The following is a 21150-nucleotide window of genomic DNA, read 5'->3' as shown; positions in this document are numbered from 1 at the left end:
AAAGGGCTCCGGATCTTTTTCTTATTTCAGTTGAAACCAGGTGGTCTTCAGCTGGGTGTATTTGTCGAAGGAGTGAAGCGACAGGTCGCGGCCAAAACCCGACTGTTTGCCGCCACCGAACGGCACGGTCACGTCCAGGGCATCGACGGTATTCACCGACACGGTGCCGGCGCGCAATTGCCGGGCCACGCGGTGGGCGCGGTTGAGGTCGTCGGTCCACAGCGAGGCGGCCAGGCCGTAGATGCTGTCGTTGGCCAGGCGCAGCGCTTCTTCTTCGCTGTCGAATGGGATCACTGCCAGCACCGGGCCGAACACTTCTTCGCGGGCCAGACGCATGTCCGGCGTTACGCCGGTAAAAATGGTCGGCTGCACGAAGTTGTGGCTGCCGTTGATGTTCACTTGCTCGCCACCGCACACAAGGCGCGCGCCCTGCTCATGGGCGCCGCGGATGTAGTTCATCACCCGCTCGGTTTGTCGCGTTTCAACAATGGCGCCTGCCGTGCTGGCCGGGTTTAGCGGGTCGCCCGGCTGCCAGGCTTGTGCCTTGGCGCACAGGCGCTCGACGAATTCGTCATGGATGGAACGCTGCACCAGCACGCGGGAGTTGGCCGAACAGACTTCGCCCTGGTTGAAGAAGATGCCAAACGCCGCCTTTTCGGCGGCCAGATCGAGGTCGGTGCAGTCGTCAAAGACCAGGTTCGCGCTCTTGCCGCCGCACTCCAGCCACACCTGCTTGAGGTTCGACTGCGCCGAGTACTGCATAAAAAATTTGCCCACTTCCGTGGAGCCGGTGAAGGCCAGGCAGTCGATATCGGCGTGCAAGCCCATGGCCTTGCCGGCCTGCTCGCCCAGGCCCGGCACCACGTTGAGCACACCAGCCGGAATGCCCGCCTCAAGCGCCAGCTCGCCCAGGCGCAAGGCCGAGAACGGCGACTGCTCGGCCGGTTTCAACAGCACCGAGTTGCCGGCCGCCAGTGCCGGGGCGAGTTTCCAAGCGGCCATATCCAGTGGGAAATTCCACGGCACCACGGCCGCGACTACGCCGAGCGCTTCGCGGGTAATAGTGGCGAGTACGTTGTGGGCGCTGGGGGCGATTTGGTCGTAGAGCTTGTCGAGGCTTTCGGCGTACCAGCGAAACACGCCGGCGGCGCCGGGCACGTCGATGTTGTAGGCATCCATTACCGGCTTGCCCATGTTCAGCGAATCGAGCAGCGCCAGCTCTTCGCGGTGCTCCAGAATCAGCTCGGCCAGGCGCAGCAGCACCGCCTTGCGCTCGGCCGGCGAACGACGCGCCCACACGCCGGACTCAAACGCCTGACGCGCCGCCCGAACGGCTGCATCGACATCGGCATCACCACACGCAGCCACCTCGGCCAGCACCGCGCCGGTGGCCGGATTGACGGCCGCAAAGGTCGCCCCGGATTGCGCCGCAACCGCCTGACCATCGATCAGCGCCAGGGTAGGAAAGCGCTGAGCCGCCGCCCGTTGTTGCCAGTCATTAAGCTCAAACACCCCAACGCCCTCGTGCCGATTAGTGAGAGCGATGGTGGCGGAACGGGCTGCATAGGAAAATTATTAAATATGTGTTCGGGGTATATGAAAAAGCTGCTTTGGGGCGCACCGAGGTGGGGCGGAGTGCGAGATAAAAGTGCATCGGTGTTTGAGTGTGGGAGCGGCTTCAGCCGCGATGCTTTTGATCAAGAGCATCGCGGCTGAAGCCGCTCCCACAGGGTTATGAATGGCTATAGATCTCCGGGCGCCGGCCGGCGAGGTAGGGAAAGGTGCTCTCCTGCGCGGCGCGCTGGCCGTGGTCGAGATCAACCACCAGCAACGCCTCGCCATTGGCCGCACTGGCCAGTTTGCTGCCATCTGGCGCCGCCACGCACGAGCCGCCGAGAAAGACCAGGCCGGCTTCCACGCCGCTGTGATTGCAGTAGGCAACGAACAGCTGATTCTCCACGGCGCGGGCCGGCACGATGAGGTCGGGCACGGCGCGGTATTCCGGCGTAAGCGCGGTGGGAATCAGCAGCAGCTCGGCGCCCTCCAGCGTCAGCTTGCGTACGTTCTCGGGAAATTCGACGTCGAAGCAAATCAGCAAACCGATGGACCAACCGGCGAACTCGAACGGCGCCTGCAAGTGCTCGCCGGGGGTGAACAAGGTGCGCTCGAAGGCACCGAACAGATGGGTTTTGCGGTAGTTGCACAGGCGCGTGCCCTGGCCGTCGATCAGTTGCGCGGAGTTGTAGGGTTTGCCGCCGCTGTCGTGGGTTTCGGCATAGCCGTAGCAGATGCCAATGTTGTGCTCGCGCGCGAGTTCGGCGATGCGTTGCGCCGAGGGCCCGTCCGCCGCTTCGGCCGGCTGCGCCCGCAGGTTGTAGCCGCCCAGCCATAGCTCGGAACACAGCAGCAACTGCGCGCCAGCTGCTGCCGCCGCGCGCACCTGGGTGGCCAGGTCGGCGAGGTTGGCGGCGACGTCGCCGGGGTGTCCTTCGGTTTGCCAGAGCGCCAGACGCATGCAATGTCCTCCTGTGTTTTTAGGCTGTGTACGGGTTTTGCTAGCAACACTCTAGCCGCTGCTTGTGCATCTTCAGCAAGCCGCCGGCCAAGAAAAAATATGCCCATTGCCGCGCAAAAAGGTGGTCATGCCAGACCGTTACGGCTGCACCAACGCGGTAAGGTGTGCACGGAAATGTCTTATCTGAGGTTTGTCGTGGCTGCCTATACCCTGCGCCAACTTAAATACTTCGTCACCACTGTAGAGTGCGGCAGCGTTGCCGAGGCCTCGCGCAAGCTGTACATCGCCCAGCCGTCGATTTCCACGGCCATCAAGGGCCTGGAGGAAAGCTTTGGCGTGCAGCTGTTTATTCGTCACCACGCCCAGGGCGTGTCGCTAACCCCCAGCGGCGCACGCTTTTATCGCAAGGCGCAGGAACTGCTGCGCATGGCCAAGGAGTTCGAGCAGAACGCCCTGGCCGACAACGACATCATTGCCGGGCAGATCGATATCGGCTGCTTTGAAACCGTGGCGCCGTTGTACTTGCCCCGCCTGATTGCGGGCTTCAACGCGCTGTACCCGGGCGTGGAAATACGCATACGCGACGGCGAGCAACAGGAGCTGGTGCAGGGCCTGACCTCGGGCAGTTTTGACCTGGCGATTCTCTACGACCACGACCTGGACGGCACCATTGAAACCCAGGAATTGATGCCGCCGCAGCGCCCTTACGCGCTGTTGCCGGCCGACCACCGTTTCGCCCAGCAGGCGCAGGTATCGCTGCGCGACCTGGCGCTTGAGCCGATGATTCTGCTCGACGTGCTGCCGAGCCGAACCTATTTCGTCAGCCTGTTCGAAGAGCTCGGCCTAACGCCCCATATCGCCTTCAGCTCGCCCTCCATCGAGATGGTGCGCGGCATGGTCGGGCAAGGGTTCGGCTTTTCCGTGCTGGTCACCCGCCCGCACTCGGAATGCACCTATGACGGGCAGAAAGTGGTGACGGTAAATATTGCCGAGAACGTCACCGGCTCAGGGCTGGTGGCGGCGTGGTTGAAGCGTTCGCAGCTGACCAAGTCGGCGCAGTTGTTTGCCGATTATTGTCAGCAGCAGTTGAGTGGCGGACCCGATGCGGTGAAACCGTAGGCGCGATGGTTTGATGGTGTTTGGTCTAGCCTATCGAGGCTGAAGCCTCTCCTACAGAAAGCTTTATGCCTGCATCCATTTCGCCAAGCGCCGCAGCATGGCGTCGCACTGGCTTAGCTGCTCAAGGCTGACAAATTCGTCCGGCTTGTGCCCTTGGTCCATGCTGCCCGGCCCGCAGACCACGGTGGCAATGCCGGCCTGGTCGAACAGACCGCCTTCGGTGCCAAAGGCCACGGTGCCGAAATCGTCCGAACCGCTGATCAGCGCCAGCAATTGCGCGGCCTCGCTGTCGGCGGCAGTGGCTAATCCCGGATAAGCACTTATCGGCGTGAAGCGTATGCCGGTTCCGGGCTGTACGGCGTTCATCTGCGGCACCAGCTCGGCGGCGTAAGCCTGCAGTTCGCTGGCGATGGTCTCGGCGTTGTCGGCCGGCAAGGTGCGCACTTCAAAGTCGAAGCGGCAGTGTTCGGGCACGATGTTCAAGGCGCTGCCGCCGCTGATGGTGCCGGTTTGCACGGTGGAATACGGCGGGTCGAAGCGCGCGTCGTGGCGCTCTTTGGCGGCCAGGCGCTGGCCGATTTCGCCGAGGCGGCTAATCAACTTGGCGGCGTATTCAATGGCGTTTACGCCTTGCGGCGCGTAGGCCGAATGGCAGGCGGCGCCGTGGACTTCGCAGCGCATGCCGAGCTTGCCTTTATGGCCGAGCACCGGGCGCATAGAAGTCGGTTCGCCGATGATGCACAGGCTCGGCCGCTCCGGCCGATGCGCCAGGGCCTCGATCAGGCTGCGCACGCCCAAGCAGCCGACCTCTTCGTCATAGGAAATCGCCAGGTGCAACGGCACGCGCAACGGGCTGGCCAAAAAGGCCGGCAAGGCGGCGAGCACGCAGGCGATGTAGCCCTTCATGTCGGCCGTGCCTCGGCCATAAAGCTTGCCGTCGCGCTCGGTGAGGGCGAACGGCGGCAGCGTCCAGGCCTGGCCATCTACCGGCACCACGTCGCTGTGGCCCGACAGCATCACTCCGCCCGTGCCGGCTGGACCGATACGCGCGTAGAGATTGGCCTTGCGGCGGTCATCGCTGTAGATCAGCTCGCTGTCGATGCCCAGGCCGGCCAGGTAGTCGCGGACGAACTCAATCAACGCCAGATTCGACTCGCGGCTGACGGTGTCGAAGGCGATGAGGTGGGAAAGCAGGTCGCGGCTCACATACATGGCGCAGGTCCACAGGTGTTCATTCGTCCCCCGGCACCCCATAACTCGGCGCCTTGGTGGGGTCCAGGGCGCGGGTGACGTAGTCCTGCATTTGCGGGCGGTAGGCGGTCCAGAGCTTGCCCAGCTCGCCTATTGGGTCGTGCTCGGCCCAGTCCACGCGCAAGTCGACAATCGGCCAGAGCAAATCGCTGACCACCGACATCGCCGCCGAATGCACCGGCCCCGCTTCGCCACCGGCGGCCATCGCCGCGTTCATGGCGGCCAGCAGGCGGTCGGCCAGTGCTTCGCCTGTGCTGGCGTCAAACGCTGAAACCATGGCTTCAATGACCTGCGGGCTGGAGAGCAAATTGCCCGCTGCCACGCATTGGTCGCCCGCTACGGCGTTGTGCACGCCGAGGGCTTCGCTGCCGGTGAACAAGGCGGTGGCGCCGTGGTGATCTATCACCGTCACTTGCCGGTACTGGCTGAAGCCGTGGGTGGTCAGGGCTTTGTCCAGCGCTTCGCTGGCGCCGGCGCCTTGTTCCAGCAGGTCGAGAATTTCCGGGCCCAGGGCCGGCAGCGTGATGTTCTGCGTGCTGACCGCGCCAATACCACCGCGCACCCACGGGCAACGGGCGCCCACGGCAATGCTGGAGGAGCTGATGGCGATGCCCAGTTGGCCGGTTTCGGCGCAGCGGCCGACGATTGAGAAGGTCATTAATGCTCCTGCATAAAAAAGAAAAGCGTCACGAGCGCCGGCGAGACAAGGCGAAAGTCGATGAGGAAGCGGAGTTGACTGTAGTCAATGAGCATTCCGAAGAGGCTTTCAACGCCGTATCGCCAAGCGCAGTAGCTTTTAGTCCGGAATGACGGCAATTACGTCGATCTCCATCAGCCACTGTGGCTGTCCCAACGCAGAAACCACCAGACCAGTGGAAATGGGAAACACACCCTTCAACCACTTCCCCACTTCCTGATACACCGGTTCGCGGTAACGCGGGTCGGTGAGGTAGGTGGTGGTTTTGACGATATGGCTGAGGTCGCTGCCCGCCTCTTCCAGCAGTTGCTTGAGGTTTTTCATGGCCTGTTCGGCTTGGGCGCGGGGGTCGCCGAGGCCGACCAGATTGCCGTCGAAGTCGGTGCCCACCTGGCCGCGCACGTACACGGTATTGCCGGCACGCACGGCCTGGCACAGGTCGTTGTCAAGGGTCTGGTTGGGGTAGGTGTCCTTGGTATTGAACATGCGAATGCGGGTGTGGGTCGGTGTGCTCATGGGACGCCCTGGTTTGCCGTGGGAAAAGCCCCTCTCCCTAACCCTCTCCGGTAAACGGGCGAGGAGACTGGAGCGGAGTTCGACGATCAGTTGCGGTCTGCCCCCTCGCCCGCTCGCGGGAGAGGGCTGGGGAGAGGGCGCTTTTGCAGCACCCACGACCAATGCCCGCATTCTGTCCACGCACCGGCCATAGCGAAATTAGGTTTTTTGTCGTCGTTGGTTAGGCAAAAACTGGGGTGCGGTTCAGCCGGCGTGGCGCTGGATGTTGAACACGCGCCATTGGCCGTCGGCGCCGCGGCGCATGCTCACCAGCAGCAGGCAGTCGCCTTCGAATTCGACTGCCACTTCCGGCATTTCGATGTCGACGCCGCGCCACCAGCGGCGCAGGCGGTTGCCGTTGGTTTGCGGTGGTGAGGTCCATTCCACTCGGTCAACGCGGCAGCGCTGAGCCCACATGCGGTCGGCGAATTCTTCCGGCGTGCGGCCCATGTACTCGTTGCTCATGGCCATGGCCTGGGCTTGATCCATCTGCCCGGCTTCAAGAAGGGTGATAAAGGCTTGGGCGCGGTCCACCACCTCGGCGGGGTAATACTCGGCTTTGGCCCACAGGTACGCGCCCGCAGGCAAGGTCAGGGCGACAACAATCAGCAGTACCCAGCGGGCCATGGGGGAACATCCGTTTCCAGGAATTAAGCGGGCCGGCGCAGCACACCAGCCGACAGTCGTTGTACGCCATCGACCGCGCGGTACACGGTGAGGTTAGCCAGTTTTTTCCACATACCGGCCAGCCCCACTTCGATAAAGCGATTCATGCAGAACGCCACGACCAGCACGATGCCGATGGCCAGCGGGTACATCCAGGCGCGGTTTTCGTCGGTGGCGAAGCGGCTGAGGAACATGTAACCGAAGTGGGCGTGAATCAGGTACACGGGGTAGGTCAGCGCGCCGAGGGTTTTCGAGAACGGCAGGCGCAGTTGCTGCACTTTTTCCACGTTCAGGGTGAGGAAGAAGGCGAAGAACAGGCAGATCATGCTCGCCACTACCACGGGCGAGAAATACGCGCCGGACTCCACTGCTTTTTCCCCGGCCACTTCCAGCGAGAAGCGCACGCACAAGCCAAACGCCAGGGCCAGCGAGGCCGCGCTTTTCCAGTTGGCTTTTTCTTTGAGAATGGCGAACAGCGCACCGGCGGCAAAGTAGCTGAAATAGCCGCCCAGCAACGGCGCCCGGTTGAGGCCGACCAGCAAGGCCACCAGCATGACGACCGGCCACCAACTGAACAGAATTTCCAGGCGGTCCTGCCAGCCCACGAACAGGCACAGCAGCACCAGCACGTAAAACTGCACTTCCAGCACCAGCGTCCAGTACACGCCGTCCACATGGCCGATGCCGAGGTACGACTGGAACATGCTCAGGTTCACCAGGGTTTGCAGCGGCGTGACTTGCATCTGCGTGCTCGCCCATTGCCAGGCGATGGCGCTGGTGAACAACACGGCGAACCAGTACGAGGGATAAAGACGAATCGCGCGGGAGGCGGCGAACTGCGCGGCGCTGCGGTTGCGCGCGGAGTAGAAGATGACGTAGCCGCTGATCATAAAGAACAGCTCGACGCCCAGATAACCGTATTTAGTGAACTCGATCAGCTCGGGAATATGGCTGAGAGAACTGAGCTTGCCATTGGCAATGCCGTTAAAGGTGTAGTGGTAAAGCACCACCATGATGGCGGCGATAAAACGGCCGTAGTCCAGTAGTTCGAGGCGCTTCATAGCGAATCCCTGCAGTCGTTTGTTGCGGTGAAACTGCCCATGGCCAGCGTCACGCGCGGGCCGTTCCTGTTCATCCTTGCGCCTACTGCGGCGAGCCGTGGGCAACCCGTTTGACTGCAGCTAAACGGGCCGTCCGAGCGGTCGCTGATGGCGGTGCGCCGGTAACACGCACCTACAGACCCCGGCCGCGCTTTATTAGTTCAGGCGCGCGCCGTTATGCCGATCAACGCGACGATTGCGCGGTCGGTGAATTGTGCCAATGGGGTTTGGTATAGGGCTCTTCGGCGCCCGACAGGGTGATGGCGAAGTGGTTGAGCAAGCCCTCGGCGGTGTACTTGGGCAAGCTGGCGCACACGGCGATCACGGTGAAACCCATGGCCATGGCGCGCGCCGGCAGCGGGCGAATTTCGGCGCGCTCGGCCAGGGCCAGGAAGGTCATGGAGCCCAGGCCGCCGATCAGCGCGCCAGCAATGGCTTCGGGCAAGGGGTGCACATACGGCGCGACCACGGTGACGCTGAAGTACCAACCACCGATCAACGCCGCACCGGCAGCGGGCCAGCGCAGCAACGGATGCCATTGGCGAGCCAGCAGGCTCACAAGCACCGGCGTTACCAAGCAGGCGTTCATGGCGTGGCCACTGAACACCGCAATGTTCAACGCTTCCCAGCCATGGCCCCAGCCTTTGAATGCCAGTTTACTGAACATCACCGCACCATAGGCGAGCACCACCACCGTCAGCCACAGCACCGCGACGCGTCGCGAGGCGCTGTAATTGAGCCAGGCGGCCACCAACAGCACGGCCGGAATCATCACGGTAATGCCCGCATAGGGCGCAATAGATAGAGCGAATTCCACGTTATCCCTCACAGACACACACAGCCACGGCCGGTCACTCGGCGGCGGCGATTATTCACGATTCAGAAGTAAGCAGATTGTTTTTATTAGAAGGGGGTGACGCTACCCAGCGTGAAAAGCAAGTTCCACGCCGGGCATGGGTAAGACCGGACGGTTGGCGGTTAGTTGCGGCCAACCCCAATCAAAAGCTCGAGGCTGAAGCCTCTCCTACACCAGCGGTGGGGAGGCTTCAGGCTCGATTGCTGGAGCCGCCGATTGCCGCCTATAACGCCAACGGCTGCGTACGCGTCAATTGCTCGAGGAGTTCCAAATCGGTGCTCATGCCCGAGGTTTCGCGAATGCGCGCCAGTATCTCGCGTTTGAGCTTAAGAAACTCAGCTGACAGTTTCATGTCTTGATTGCGCTCGGCCGGCAGCGGCACGTCGTAGATGGTGTCGATGCGCCCAGGACGCGGCGCCATCAGCACCACGCGACCGCCCAGGTAAATGGCCTCTTCCACGTCATGGGTGACGAACAGAATGGTGCTCTTTTCCAGGCGATGAACGTGGCGGATCAGGTCGTGCATCACTTCGCGGGTTTGCGCATCCAACGCGCCGAAGGGTTCGTCCATCAGCAGAATTTCCGGCTTGGGCATCAAGGCGCGCGCAATCGCCACACGTTGCTGCATGCCGCCGGAGAGCTGATTGGGGTACGCCTGGTGAAACGCCGACAGGCCCATCAAATTCAACAGCGCATCGGCGCGGCCGCTGGCCACTTCGACATCGCCGTCGCTTTTCACCGTGTCGGCCACCACCTTCAGTTGCCGACAAAACTTGATGTTCTGCATCACGTTCAGCCACGGGTACAGGCTGTAGTGCTGAAACACCATGGCGCGGTCGATGCCCGGCCCGTTCACGGCACGGCCGTCGAGCAGAATTTCGCCACGGCTGTGCTGTTCAAGCCCGCCAATGCTGCGCAACAGCGTGGACTTGCCGCAGCCCGAGGCGCCGACAAAGGTGATGAATTCGTTGCGCTGAATATCCAGGTTGATGTCTTGCAGCGCCTGCACGTCGCGGTTACGGGTTTTGAAAACTTTGCTGACCTGGCGAATTTTGATCTTAGCGTCGCTCATGGCTCACCTCTTCAACCAGGGAAAGGCCGCGCGGCCGAGCCAGCGAAACGCCTGGTCGGTGAGCAGGCCGATAACGCCGATCAGAATGATGCCGGCGAAAATCTTGTCGGTTTGCATATAGCGCTGGGCTTTGAGAATGGCGTAACCCAGGCCCGAATTCGCGGCCACCAGTTCGGCCACCACCAGGTACGTCCAGGCCCAACCGCAGGTGATGCGCAGCGTGTCGAGCAGCGCCGGGCGCGCCGAGGGCAGCACCACCAGCTTGACGATTTCGCTGCGGCTGGCGCCCATGGTCTGCGCCGCTTCGATTTGCGCCATCGGCACACGGCGCACGTCTTCGGCGACCATCAGCACCATTTGGAAAAAGGTGCCGATAAAGATGATCAGCACTTTCGAGCTTTCATCGATCCCGACCCACAGCATCACCAGCGGAATAAACGCCACGGCCGGCATGTAGCGGATGAAGTCGGTCAGCGGTTCGAGAAACGCCTGCACCGGCCGGTAGGTGCCGATGTACAACCCCAGCGGCAAGGCGAACAGCGCCGAGGCGAGAAAGCCGGTCATCACGCGGTACACGCTGATGCCGATATCGGCGAGCAAGCCCTCGTCGCTCCACCAGCGCCCTACCCGCGCCAGCACCGCGTCTGGCCCTGGCATGAACATCGGGTTGGCCAGCCCAGCGGCGGTATAGGCCCACCAGATGAGCAACGGCAGCAGCAAACCTGCGGTGGCCAGGCCCCAGATCGCGGCGCGCGGCAATTCACCGCGAATAACCCACCAGCGTTGGCGGGCCGGCCGGGTGGGCGCCTGAACCTCAGGCAAGGGTTGATGCGCGCTCATAGCACGGCCTCCTCGGCTAACGGAAAAACGGGGTGCTCGCGCAGGCGCCAACCGCCGATCGGCGGCACGTGGCCGAGTTGTTCCAGCCTGTCGGCCGCGCAGAGTTGGCTGCTGTCATCCGGGCTGACGCTGGCGGGCAACAACACATCGCCGACGCGCTCTGGAATGGTCGACAGGGCAATCAGCCATGGCGTCTGGCCGTTTCCATGCCAGCCAAACGACAGCTCGCACTCGAGCAGGCGCTCGGCGTTGCCGCCCTCATCCAGCAGAGCTTGCAGCGAGGGCGCCGGGGCCAGCGGTTTTGGCCGCCCGGCAACAAACAAAAAGCAGTCACCGGCCAGCAATAGGCAGCCCTGGCGGTCATCTGCCGCCACCAGCCACACGCCCCAGTTGCGGCCGAGCGATTCGGGCAAGCGCTCCCACACTTCGTGGTAGCTGGCGTCGAGGCCGTCTTCGAGTACGCAATCGGCATGTTGGAAGCGCATGTAGCCGATGTCTTCGCTGCCGCGCGGCGGTTGGAAGTCCACGGCGCGGTGCCATTGGCAGATTTCCTTGTCGCCCTGCTGACTTACTTCGGTCACGCCGGCAAAACCGCCCTGCGCCGTCAGCTCACGCACGCTGTAGGGCGTTGGTAGCGGAATGCGCAAGTCGGCAAACAGCCGCGCGGTTTGCAGCCAGTACACGCGGGTGCTGGTGTCGTGCACGCCGTCGGTGGTGGTCAGCAAGGTGCGCTGCCACACGCCCAGGTAACGCTCGGGTAGGGGACTGCAGGTTAATGGCGAACCGCTCATGGGCGTGCCTCCAATTCAGTGATCAAACGCGCGCTGTCGCACACGCGGCCGAACAAACCGCCTTCCACATCCACCATCGCCAGCGCCGCTGCATGCAGTTCGGGATAAGCCGACCCGCAGGCATCGCTGACCAGCGTGCAGGCGTAGCCCAAATCCACGGCGCTGCGCAGGGTCGAAGACACACACACTTCGGTGGTCACGCCGGTAATCAGCAGTTCGCTGATGCCACGGTTGCGCAGCAGCAACTCCAGGTCGGTGCTGGCAAAGGCGCTGTAGCCGGGCTTGTCGATGACCGGCTCGCCGGGCAGCGGTTGCAGCTCGTCGATCAGGTCGTGACCAAACTCGCCGCGCACCAGCAGGCGCCCCAAGGGCCCTGGCTGGCCAATCGGTGCGCCGGCGTGTTCAGCGCGGCGGCGTTTGGGTTCGGGTAAATCGCTGAGGTCCGGGCGATGTCCTTCGCGGGTGTGCACCACCAGCAGCCCTTGCGCACGGGCGCAGGCGAGCAGGCGCTGGATGGGTTCGATAGGCGCGCGCAGAAGGCTGATATCCAGCCCGGCCTGATCGGCGTAGCCGCCGGGCGCGCAGAAGTCGCGCTGCATGTCGATCACGATCAGCGCCTTGCTCACAAGCGGAACTCCTTGCGCACGGCCTGGGCGATGCCCTGGGTGATGTCGCCGGCCATGCGCGCGCCCTTCTCCGCCGTCGAGCCTTTGGCCGACGAAAGCACGCCCGAAGCCGGCACCCACTCGGTGCGGCTCGGGTACATGTCATACGGCGGGAAGTCGGCCGGTGGCTCGTCGGGAATCAGGTCGATGCGCACCAGGTTGGGCAGGTAATGCAGCATCAGCGAGGTTTCGATGACGGCCGCATGTTCCAGGGCAAAACCGGGGAAGCCGTTGGGAAATACCGCTGCCAAGGTTTGCTCGGTGCAGAAATCCCAATGCTCCAGGCGCATCACTTCCAGGGCCGTGTCTTTACCCAGTTCGCGCATGGCCAGCTCGATGCCTTCGGTGACGAACCACTGGTTTTCGTAGTGGCCGTCGACCAGCACCAGCCGCTTCACGCCATGGCGGGCGAACTCGCGCACGGCGTCACGTACCAGGGCGATCAGAGTTTGCCCGTCGAGGCTGGTGGTGCCGCAAAAGTGATTTCCGCCGCCGCACTTGGGCTGCGACTTGTAGCCGTAGGACAGCGCCGGCGCCACCAGGCCGCCAACCTTGGCGGCCACGTCTTCGCACAAGGCGCTGGCCAACAGCGCGTCGGTGCCCAGCGGCAAGTGCGGGCCATGTTGCTCGGTGGCGCCGCAGGGCAAAAACACCACGGGCGACAGCTCGCGCACGCGGCGCTCGTATTCCACCCAACTGAGTTGGTCCATGCGTACGGTTGCGTTGGGTTCGACGCTCATCGGCTTGCCTCACAGGAAATAAGAGAAGGTTCACGGGGCGGCCGGGCGGCGATCAGCGCGGCCACCAACACCAGGGCGCCGCCACACCATTCGCGCAGGCCCAATTCGCGGTCGCCAAACCAGGCGGAACTGAGCACGGCGGCCACCAGTTCGATAACGGCCAACACCGCCGCGCGGCTGGCTTCCACATGGGTAAAACCGTATTGCGCGGCGCCCATGGCCAGCAGCCAGAACACGCCAAAGAGGGCGATCTTGGCCCAGGTGAAGGCGTCCATTGGCGGCACGCTGCTGCCTTCGGCCAGGCAGAACAGCCAGGCCAGCAGCGCGCTGCCGATAAAGGCCACCACGGCTTTGCTGGCCAAGGGAATCTGTTCGGCGTGGCGGGTGGCGAGGTTGTTAAGGGCGAAGGCCAGACCGGCACTGAGGGCCAGCCAGTCGCTGCTGCCGAAGGCACTGAAACTGTCGCGGCTGACGCCCAGCGTCAGGCCAATGCCGAGCATCGCCAGCACCAGCGCGCCAACCCGCAGCAGCGTCAGGCGCTCACCGAGCAACAGCCAGCCGCCGAGCATCGCCCACACCGGCGCCAGGTAGAACAGCAGCATGGCGCGCACCACTTCGCCCTCGGACAAGGCGCCGACCAGCCCCGCCGTGGCCCAGCCGCCAAACACGGCGATTGCCAGCAAGGCATAGCGCTGAGGCCACCAGGCACGGCGCTGCCACAGCAGAATGGGCACCGCCACCACGCAGAGCAAACCGTAAGTGGCCAACACCACCGGCATACCGCGCAGGCCCAGACCGCTTAGGTGTTGCAGCGGCATCCAACCCAGGCCCCAGATGGCGGCGGCGAGCAGCAAAATGCTTTCCGGTTTAAGCAGGAGTCTGATCATCAGCCCATCCACGCGCCGCCATTGGCGCCGAGCATTTGGCCTTGGAAGAAACTGGCCTGAGGCGACACCAGAAACAGCACGGCGGCGGCAATTTCCTCGGGCTTGCCGAGGCGGCCAGCGGGAATGGCGACCTCCTTGGCGATCATTTCGGCGCTCATGTGTTCTGCGCTGACCATGGGCGTGTCCACGGGGCCGGGCGCCACGCCATTGATGCGAATGGCCGGGGCGAATTCGCGGGCCAGCGATTTGGTCAGGCCGATGACGCCGGCCTTGGCGGTGCAGTACGCCGCGTATTTCTCGCGCCCCAGGTGGCCGAGTTCCGAGGCGATATTGACGATGCAACCCGAGCCACGCGGCTGCATATGCCCCAGCGCATGGCGGCAGCAGCGGTACACGGCGCTGAGGTCGACGCCGAGCAGGTTGGCCCAGTCGTCCTCGGTGGTTTCGAGAAAGGGTTTTTCCAGAATGATGCCGGCGTTGTTGACCAGAATATCCAGCACGCCAGCGGCGAATATTTCCTCGAACATGGCCGCCACTTGCGGCGCCGATGACACATCGGCCTCCACCGCCCCCGCCCAGCCGCCGGCCGAGGTGATGCGCGCCACCAAGCCGATGGCGGCGCGTTCCTGGTCCAAGTGATTGATCCACACCTTGGCGCCCGCCGCAGCCAAGGCCAATACCGTGGCGCGCCCGATGCCCGTGGCGGCGCCGGTAACCAGGGCTACCTGGCCTTTTAGCGGTAAGTCGGTCATCAGTGCATAACCTCGCCGTGGCTGACCGACAACGCCTGCCCGGTCAGTGGCAGGGCCAGGGCGCTGCCGAGAAACAAAAAGGTGCCTGCCAGGTCAGCCGGCGTCAGCAATTCCGGCACCGCCTGGGCGGCGAGGATGAGCGCCAGTTCTTCAGCTTCACTGCGCCCGTTACTGGCCGCCATGACCGCCAACGAGCGCATGGCCGCCTCGGTGCCGATCCAGCCGGGGCACACGGCGTTCACCCGAATGCGCCGAGGGCCAAGTTCCCAGGCCAGTGACCGGGTCAGGCCGATGACGGCGTGCTTGCTCGCCACATAGGCGCTAAAGCCCGGCACGCCTTTCAGGCCCCAGATCGAGGCCTGGTTGATGATGCTCGCGCCGGCTTTGAACTGGCCTTGCAGTGCGCGGGTCAGGCGCAGCATGGAGGCCACGTTGTTATCCAGCAGCGCTTGCCAATGAGCGTCGGCAGCGGCGCCGGTGTCGCTCAGCGGCGTGGCGTACTCGACGCCAGCGTTATTGATGAGCACATCCAGCGGCCGTTCGGCGCGGCTGGCGGCGTAGGCGGCAGCGGCTTCGCTGTCGGCCAGATCCAGCACATGGGTGCTGACCCGCGTCAGGCGTTGCAACTCGTCGGCCACGGCCGCCAGCGCGTCGCCGCTGCGGTCGAGCAATTCCAGGCGTGCGCCCTGCTCGGCAAAAGCGCGGGCCAGCCCCTTGCCGATACCGCTTGCGGCGCCGGTGAGCACCACGGTTTTGCCAACGTAATCGAGGCTCATGGTTTACACCGCCGTCAGAAACGACACGCCCACCGCGCCGTAAAAGCCATCGGCGCGCCGCTGTTGCTCGGGCGCCGCCACTTCGCCGTAGTGGTCATCCAGCACGCGGCGCAAACGGTGCTCATGGAAGCTTTTGAGCAGCAGGCGCATCGGCAGCACCTGGGCGTAATCGCTGCCATACAGCTCGCGGTGCAACGCCGGCAGGCGATACCACGGCGCCACCGGTTTTTCGTGGTGAGCGTTGTGGTACGAGAAATTCAGCAGCAACAGATTGAGCGCCGGCCAACGGGCCGAGACCACGTTGCTGTAGGTGTTGTGCTGCTCGTAAACGCGGTCGCGCACTTTGTCTTCGGGAATGGCGCCGCCGTCTTCGAGCACGGCAAAGGCGTCGTAGGTGTGCTGATAGGCGTCGGCAAAACGCAGCACTGTGAGCATCAACATCCAGGCCACGGCGTAGAGCACCAGCGCTTTCACCGACACCGCCGCCAGCAGCGCGAACAAGGCCGAGCGGATCGCCAGGGTCAGCAGCACTTTCTTGCGATTGGCGCGGTGTTTTTCGTCGGTGGTGATAAAGGGCAGCACCACCACGTAGTAATGCATCACCAGTTCGATGGCCGGGATGTACATCCACTCGGCCGCCAGAATGATGCTGCGCAGCCAGGCCGGGCAGGCGTTCATAAACGCCTTGGTGTCGAAGGTGATGACGTCGGCGCGGTCGACGTGGTGGCGCATGTGTTTCTTGCGCAGGTACTGAAACCCCGCGTAGCAACTGCCACACAGCCAACTGCACACCTCGCCCGCCCATTCGTTGTGCTTGGGCTTCGCGAAAATGGTGCCGTGGGCGAATTCGTGAATCAGATAGGCCGCGATGATCATGCCGTGGCCGAGCAATAAGGTGCCGAGCAGGTTCAGCCCCAGGTGGGCGGGAAACAGCAGGGCGAGGCCGCCGAAGTAGGCGGCGAATACATAGGCGAACGCCAGTGAATTGGGAATTTTCCCGTCGGCGTAGCGGAAAATCTGAGCAGACATGATGGCTCCTGTCTCATCGGCGTTGCGTGGGTGCGCAGGGGGTTGCGCACCGGCAACGTGACATCGATACCGGCTTACTTAGCCAGCGCCTCGACAAAGGACGCGTCAAACGTGGCGGCGAAATCCGGCACGGCGGGAATCTGGCCGTTGTCCTTGAGCAAGGTGCCAATCACCGCGCCGCTGCCAAAGAAGGAGCTGGTAGCGTCGGACTTTTCGAAGTTCTTGCTCATCTCCGCCAGCGGAATGTTGTACACGCCGCTCATTTGCACGGTCGCTTCCTTGGCGCTGACGCCGAGCACCTTGCCGATGATTTCGGCGGACTCTTCCGGGTGGCTTTTGATATACGCCAGACCGTCGACATAGCCCTGCATCAGCGCGTTGATGGCGACTTTGCGTTTGGCGATGACTTTTTCGTCAAACACCAGCACGTCGGTGATCAGGCCCGGGGCGTCTTTGGAGGAATACACCACGTGAAACTTGTCGCCCGGCATGCCAAGAATCTGCGACACGTTTGGCTCGTAGGTCACGCCAACCGGCAAGCTGCCAGACGCCATGGCGCCGGGAATACCTTCGGGGGTCATGTTCACGGGGCTGATGTCTTTCTCGGTCATGCCGTTGGACTTCAACGCATAGGCGAGCAGAAAGTCAGAGGGCGACAGCGGGTTGTAGCCGACTTTTTTGCCCTTGAAGTCCTTCACCGAAGCGATGGATTTGTCAGCCACGATGGCATCGCCACCGTTGGAGAAGTCGATGGGCATGACCACTCGGTGCTTCAGGCCCTTGGCCACGCCGCCGACGACCTGGTCGTAGGTCAACATGCCGCCATCGAGCGCGCCGCCGACCATGGCGGTGGGAATCAACGCTGGGTCGTTGAAAAACTGCAGCTCGACTTTCAGGCCGTGGGGTTTGTAAAGGTCGAGCTTGTCGGCCACGTAAAACGGCGCGTAACCGGCCCAGACAACGGTGCCGATTTTCAGTTTTTCAACGGCGTGAGAAGTGACCGGCAACAGGCTGGCGGCAGCGGCCAGGCAAGCCCCGAGCAGGCTTTTGCGCAACAGAGGAAGCTTGAAGCGAGACAACGGCGTGGTCATGGCAACACTCCTACACGTTAGGGAAACAGGCACGGGATGACATCACGTCTCCCGGGCTTTTCTCCCGCCGTGTAGCCCTCTTCCTTAGGGCCGGAAAACTCTCGGACCAGCGTCCACTTCTGTGGACCGGAACCCTAGTTCGCCTCTGGTTACAGCTCCTGTGTGCCAAGCGTCATGAGCAGCGTTGTGACGGCGGTGCCGACGCGAATAACTCATCCCGTTCGGGTAGGGATGTAGCAAGGTCGGTGCCAGGGTTTTGCTGAGGGGGAAAACCTGCGGGTTTTCAAGGGGTTGTTGGGGAGGCTGGGAAGCGTAAGGCCGGCGTTGCCTGGAGATGGCGCACCAGGCGCTGGCAAGGCGCATGGTTTCAGTGCGTTTGAGCGAAGGTGTCTCGAACAAAGGCCCCTCACCCCCAGCCCCTCTCCCGCAAGCGGGCGAGGGGTGACGTAACGCCACCACCGCGTCCACACCTGGCCCGCCCCCTCTCCCTCAGGGAGAGGGCTGGGGTGAGGGGCTTTTGATCTTGATGTTGACCTTGATCTTGATCTGCCCGCCCCATTCATCGCAGGCCGAGTAGAGTCGACGTGGAGGGGGTTGAGCGGCCGGGAGCCGCGAAAGGCGTGTCGGGCCAAGGATGGCCCGTCTCGCCGTGCCCCCGGAGCGGCGGCGGAATGAGGGAACCCGCAGCGCAGCGGAGGGCCAAGGTAGGGGCAAGCCGTTTTTGGTTACTTTTTAGGGCGACTGCTAAAAAGTGACTCGCGCGTAAGGCGCGAAAGCAAACGCTCAGCCACACGCGGTAATGAATACCTGCGCCTCGGGTAACGTTGGGCTTCGCATTCGCTCAACCCAACCTACGTGCACCGGAGCGGCGATGCTCGCACCCTTCAAGCCGGCAACGGCGCCACGCCCTGAACCTGGTTGCGCCCGCCCTGCTTGGCGGCGTACAGCGCCCGATCCGCTGCGCTCAGCAGCGCCTGCACATCCAGCGCTCGCTCAGGCGAGTTGCACGCCACGCCAATACTCACGGTGAGTTGCACGGGCTCTACGCCGCTGTCGAGGGTTATGCCCGCTACGGCCTGGCGAACTTGTTCGGCCAGTTCAAACGCGTCTTTGGGGTTGCTGTCGCGCAGCAACACTACAAATTCCTCACCGCCATAACGCGCGGCCAAATCGGCACTGCGCCGTGTGGCTTGTTTGAGCACCTGCGCCACGGCGCTGATGCAGGTGTCGCCGAATGGATGGCCGTAGGTGTCGTTGATGCGTTTGAAGTGGTCGATGTCGATCATTAGCACCGCCAACGCCGGGTCGTTCAGATGCGCCAGTTGCTGGTCGCAGTAGCGGCGGTTGGCCAGTTGCGTGAGGGCGTCGGTGTGGCTGATGCGGGTCAGTTCGGTGTTGGCTTGTTCGAGGTCGAGCTTGGTGCGTTGCAGCGCGGCGGTGCGTTCTTGCACGCGCAGTTCGAGTTCTTCGTTGGTGCGCCGCTGCACGTCGAGCATTTGCTGTTGGGTGCTCAAGGCCTGTTCGCGGGCTTCGAGCAGGCTGTGTTGGGCTTTCACCCGCGCGGCCCGCTCGCGGTTGAGGCGGTCGGCCAGGGCGACGGAGAGCAGAATAAATTCGACGAAAAAGCCCAGCGTTTGCATGCGCAGGGTCACTTGGTTAATCGGCAGCAGGCCTTCCAGCGCCGCCACATGCACGAAGGTGCAGACGATCAGAAACGTCCAGGCCAGGATAAACATCGGTGCCGAGCCGTTGCCACGTCGCCAGGCGAATACCGCCACCACCAAGGCCAAAATGCACGAGGCCAGGGCGACCTGGTTGACGCCGATCCAGTAGACCCAATCCGGCTCGACCACCACCAACACCAGGGCCGCCAGCCAATAGAAGGCCAGCAGGTTGTTGGTCCACAGCGGCCAGCCGCCGTAGCGCGACAGACGCAGGAAGGCGCGCACGAACATGGCGGCGGCAAAGAAGCTCCAGATCGCCGACAGCGCGTAGATCTGCCGCGCCGGTTCGCCCAGGTCGGGCCACACGTAGAGCGGGCCGACACCGCTGATGCTCAGCTCGTAGATGATCACGCCCAGCAGGTACAAGGTGTACCAGATGTAGCTGCGGTGTTTGGTGAACAGGTACAGCGCGGCGTTGTAGAGCAGGATGGCGAGCATGGCGCCGAAGAACATGCCGAGCAGCATGCGCAGGCTTTTTTCCTGGGCCTGAAATTGCGTTTCGCTGAACAGTTGCATGGGCACCAGCACGTTTTCTTTGCTGCTGATGCGCATGTAGACCCAGGCTTCCTCGGCCTTTTCCAGCTTCAGGGGAAACACCAGTTGTCGCTCGGCCATGGGCCAATTGCTGAAGGGAATGTGGTCGCCAGCAGACTGCACATTTCCCCAGCTGCGGCTTTCGGGGTAGTACAGGCGCACGTCGGCGCGGTCGAGAATCGGCCATTCCACCACTAGCAGCCAGTTGTTTATGGCGGCGAGGTTGAGCAGGTGCATGCGCACCCACACCGGTTGTTCCTGATGGCCGAGGTTCAGCGATTCGGCGTTCACGGCTTGCCAGCCGCGCGAGCGCTGGGCGTCGACGAATTGCAGCGGTTGCTGGGGAATCAGGTATTCAAGCTGTGGGCCGAGGCGCACGGGCTCGCTGTCGTCTTGCAATTGCACCAGTGCGGCATGGCAGCTGAACGCTGCCAGCCAGCACATCAACAGGCTTATGACTTGTACACGTACCCGCATTGCTCACCCTTTGCCTCGGTGTCGGTTCATGGCTAAAACCGACGTTCTGCCCACAGGCTAGCAGGCCCGTTCACTCACCGCCCACGGCAAAGTTGGGCAAGGTGTCGACCGGCTGCACGAAGTCGAAGGGAATCGACTCCAGCGCCAGGCCCATGTTGCGCTGAATCACGAAGTGCAGGTGCGGGCCGCTGCTGTTGCCGGTATTGCCGGAGCGCGCCAGCGGCGTGCCGAGGGCAATGCGCTGGCCTTCGTTGACCACCACCGAGCCGCGCATCAGGTGCAGGTACACGCCCATGGTGCCGTCGTCGTGCAGCACCCGCACAAAGTTGCCCGAGGGGTTATTGCCGCGCCCGCTCTGGCTGTTTTCCACTTTCACCACCGTACCGGCACGGGCCGAGACGATAGGCGTGCCTTCGGGCATGGCGATGTCGATGGCAAAGCGCCCCTTGGGCGTGAAGTGGCTGTATTTGCCGTTGGCGCCCTGGCTCTGCCGGAACGGCCCGCCGACCCACGGCAGCGGGTAGTCGTAGGCAATCGGCAGCAAGCGCGGGTCGCCCAGCGCCGTGCGCAGTTTGGGTTTGTAGCGCATGGCTTGGTTGGGGTCGCGCGGGGCCAGGGTGAGCAGGCGAATTTTGCTGCGCGGCGGCAATACCCAGTGAATCGGTTTATCCGGCATACCGGACACGTTCACGGCGTTGTTCACGCTCAGTTCGATTTCCACGGGCGCGTAGAGGTCGTTGCGTACCAAGAGGGTTTCGCCGGCGTCGTGTTTTTTGGTTTCCAGCTTCACCTGGGTGTCGAGGCGCTCGACCATGCGGTCGCGAAACACGAACACCTGCGCGCCGGGCGCGGCTTTGTCGGTGTAGGTCACCACGCCATTGGCGTCGGTGTATTTGTAGATGGTCAATGCCGCTGCCGGGTTGGCAGCCGCGAGCGTCAGACCACAGAGAAAGATAAGGCGCCCTAGCATAACGGCATCGTTCTAATGGGTTCTTGGACGGAGAAGATTAGCA

The 21150-nt window shown here is 63.1% G+C and carries 21 protein-coding genes and 1 riboswitch; of the genes, 1 reads left to right on the top strand and 20 read right to left on the bottom strand.

Translation table 11 applies throughout. From position 1 onward, the window contains the following. Window positions 1–21: 21 nt before the first annotated feature. Window positions 22–1512, bottom strand: a complete 1491-nt coding sequence (locus ACZZZU_RS15265; RefSeq protein WP_463551097.1) for an aldehyde dehydrogenase — start codon at window positions 1510–1512, stop codon at window positions 22–24. 220 nt (window positions 1513–1732) lie between these two features. Continuing rightward, window positions 1733–2515: a carbon-nitrogen hydrolase family protein gene (locus ACZZZU_RS15260; RefSeq protein WP_463384407.1), complete on the bottom strand. Its 783-nt coding sequence runs from the start codon at window positions 2513–2515 to the stop codon at window positions 1733–1735. Window positions 2516–2710: 195 nt separating this feature from the next. Here ACZZZU_RS15260 and ACZZZU_RS15255 point away from each other — a divergent pair, with 195 nt between their 5' ends. After that, a complete protein-coding gene (locus tag ACZZZU_RS15255; RefSeq protein WP_463552141.1) occupies window positions 2711–3634 on the top strand; it encodes a LysR family transcriptional regulator in 924 nt (307 codons plus the stop codon). 63 nt (window positions 3635–3697) lie between these two features. Here ACZZZU_RS15255 and argE read toward each other — a convergent pair whose 3' ends face one another. The 18 genes from argE to ACZZZU_RS15165 all read right to left on the bottom strand — a co-directional run bounded on the left by argE (window position 3698) and on the right by ACZZZU_RS15165 (window position 21107). Further along, window positions 3698–4846 (bottom strand): acetylornithine deacetylase, encoded by a 1149-nt coding sequence (gene argE / locus ACZZZU_RS15250; RefSeq protein ID WP_463551096.1) that lies wholly within the window; start codon window positions 4844–4846, stop codon window positions 3698–3700. A 19-nt stretch (window positions 4847–4865) separates the two neighbouring features. Continuing rightward, window positions 4866–5543 (bottom strand): DUF1028 domain-containing protein, encoded by a 678-nt coding sequence (locus ACZZZU_RS15245; RefSeq protein ID WP_463551095.1) that lies wholly within the window; start codon window positions 5541–5543, stop codon window positions 4866–4868. Between the two features lie 138 nt (window positions 5544–5681). Continuing rightward, window positions 5682–6098, bottom strand: coding sequence for a RidA family protein (locus ACZZZU_RS15240; RefSeq protein ID WP_463384403.1), 417 nt, complete (start codon window positions 6096–6098; stop codon window positions 5682–5684). A gap of 243 nt (window positions 6099–6341) precedes the next feature. Continuing rightward, the gene (locus ACZZZU_RS15235) at window positions 6342–6764 is read right to left on the bottom strand and encodes a hypothetical protein (protein WP_463551094.1); all 423 of its coding nucleotides are present in this window, start codon (window positions 6762–6764) and stop codon (window positions 6342–6344) included. A 23-nt stretch (window positions 6765–6787) separates the two neighbouring features. Beyond that, window positions 6788–7864, bottom strand: coding sequence for an acyltransferase family protein (locus ACZZZU_RS15230; RefSeq protein WP_463551093.1), 1077 nt, complete (start codon window positions 7862–7864; stop codon window positions 6788–6790). Window positions 7865–8087: 223 nt separating this feature from the next. Beyond that, the gene (locus tag ACZZZU_RS15225) at window positions 8088–8720 is read right to left on the bottom strand and encodes a hypothetical protein (protein ID WP_463384400.1); all 633 of its coding nucleotides are present in this window, start codon (window positions 8718–8720) and stop codon (window positions 8088–8090) included. 262 nt (window positions 8721–8982) lie between these two features. Beyond that, complete coding sequence (locus tag ACZZZU_RS15220; protein WP_463551092.1) at window positions 8983–9831, bottom strand: ABC transporter ATP-binding protein; 849 nt, start codon at window positions 9829–9831, stop codon at window positions 8983–8985. Window positions 9832–9834: 3 nt separating this feature from the next. Further along, the gene (locus ACZZZU_RS15215; protein ID WP_463384398.1) at window positions 9835–10671 is read right to left on the bottom strand and encodes an ABC transporter permease; all 837 of its coding nucleotides are present in this window, start codon (window positions 10669–10671) and stop codon (window positions 9835–9837) included. Next, window positions 10668–11462, bottom strand: a complete 795-nt coding sequence (locus tag ACZZZU_RS15210; RefSeq protein WP_463551091.1) for a hypothetical protein — start codon at window positions 11460–11462, stop codon at window positions 10668–10670. The genes ACZZZU_RS15215 and ACZZZU_RS15210 overlap by 4 nt, the downstream gene beginning before the upstream one ends. Beyond that, window positions 11459–12088: a cysteine hydrolase family protein gene (locus ACZZZU_RS15205; protein ID WP_463551090.1), complete on the bottom strand. Its 630-nt coding sequence runs from the start codon at window positions 12086–12088 to the stop codon at window positions 11459–11461. The genes ACZZZU_RS15210 and ACZZZU_RS15205 overlap by 4 nt, the downstream gene beginning before the upstream one ends. Beyond that, entirely contained in the window at window positions 12085–12867 is a 783-nt protein-coding gene (locus ACZZZU_RS15200; RefSeq protein WP_122492366.1) for a creatininase, read from the bottom strand. Before ACZZZU_RS15200 ends, ACZZZU_RS15205 begins: the two co-directional genes overlap by 4 nt. Next, a complete protein-coding gene (locus ACZZZU_RS15195; protein ID WP_463551089.1) occupies window positions 12864–13754 on the bottom strand; it encodes a DMT family transporter in 891 nt (296 codons plus the stop codon). The genes ACZZZU_RS15200 and ACZZZU_RS15195 overlap by 4 nt, the downstream gene beginning before the upstream one ends. Next, entirely contained in the window at window positions 13754–14506 is a 753-nt protein-coding gene (locus tag ACZZZU_RS15190; protein WP_463551088.1) for an SDR family NAD(P)-dependent oxidoreductase, read from the bottom strand. Before ACZZZU_RS15190 ends, ACZZZU_RS15195 begins: the two co-directional genes overlap by 1 nt. Further along, the gene (locus tag ACZZZU_RS15185) at window positions 14506–15282 is read right to left on the bottom strand and encodes an SDR family NAD(P)-dependent oxidoreductase (protein ID WP_463551087.1); all 777 of its coding nucleotides are present in this window, start codon (window positions 15280–15282) and stop codon (window positions 14506–14508) included. Before ACZZZU_RS15185 ends, ACZZZU_RS15190 begins: the two co-directional genes overlap by 1 nt. 3 nt (window positions 15283–15285) lie before the next feature. After that, window positions 15286–16311, bottom strand: a complete 1026-nt coding sequence (locus tag ACZZZU_RS15180; protein WP_463551086.1) for a fatty acid desaturase family protein — start codon at window positions 16309–16311, stop codon at window positions 15286–15288. A 74-nt stretch (window positions 16312–16385) separates the two neighbouring features. Then, window positions 16386–17402, bottom strand: a complete 1017-nt coding sequence (locus tag ACZZZU_RS15175; protein WP_463551085.1) for an ABC transporter substrate-binding protein — start codon at window positions 17400–17402, stop codon at window positions 16386–16388. Window positions 17403–17448: 46 nt separating this feature from the next. Continuing rightward, a riboswitch (guanidine-I (ykkC/yxkD leader) is annotated at window positions 17449–17551 on the bottom strand. 735 nt (window positions 17552–18286) lie between these two features. Beyond that, window positions 18287–20137 carry a diguanylate cyclase domain-containing protein gene (locus ACZZZU_RS15170; protein ID WP_463551084.1) on the bottom strand — a complete coding sequence of 617 codons (1851 nt, stop codon included), beginning with the start codon at window positions 20135–20137 and terminating at the stop codon, window positions 18287–18289. Between the two features lie 70 nt (window positions 20138–20207). Continuing rightward, window positions 20208–21107, bottom strand: a complete 900-nt coding sequence (locus ACZZZU_RS15165; protein WP_463551083.1) for a peptidoglycan DD-metalloendopeptidase family protein — start codon at window positions 21105–21107, stop codon at window positions 20208–20210. Window positions 21108–21150: the final 43 nt, after the last annotated feature.

Source organism: Pseudomonas sp. AC136 (assembly GCF_979258585.1).
Note: the sequence above shows the minus strand (reverse complement) of the source record. Positions and strands in the feature narration are given on the sequence as shown.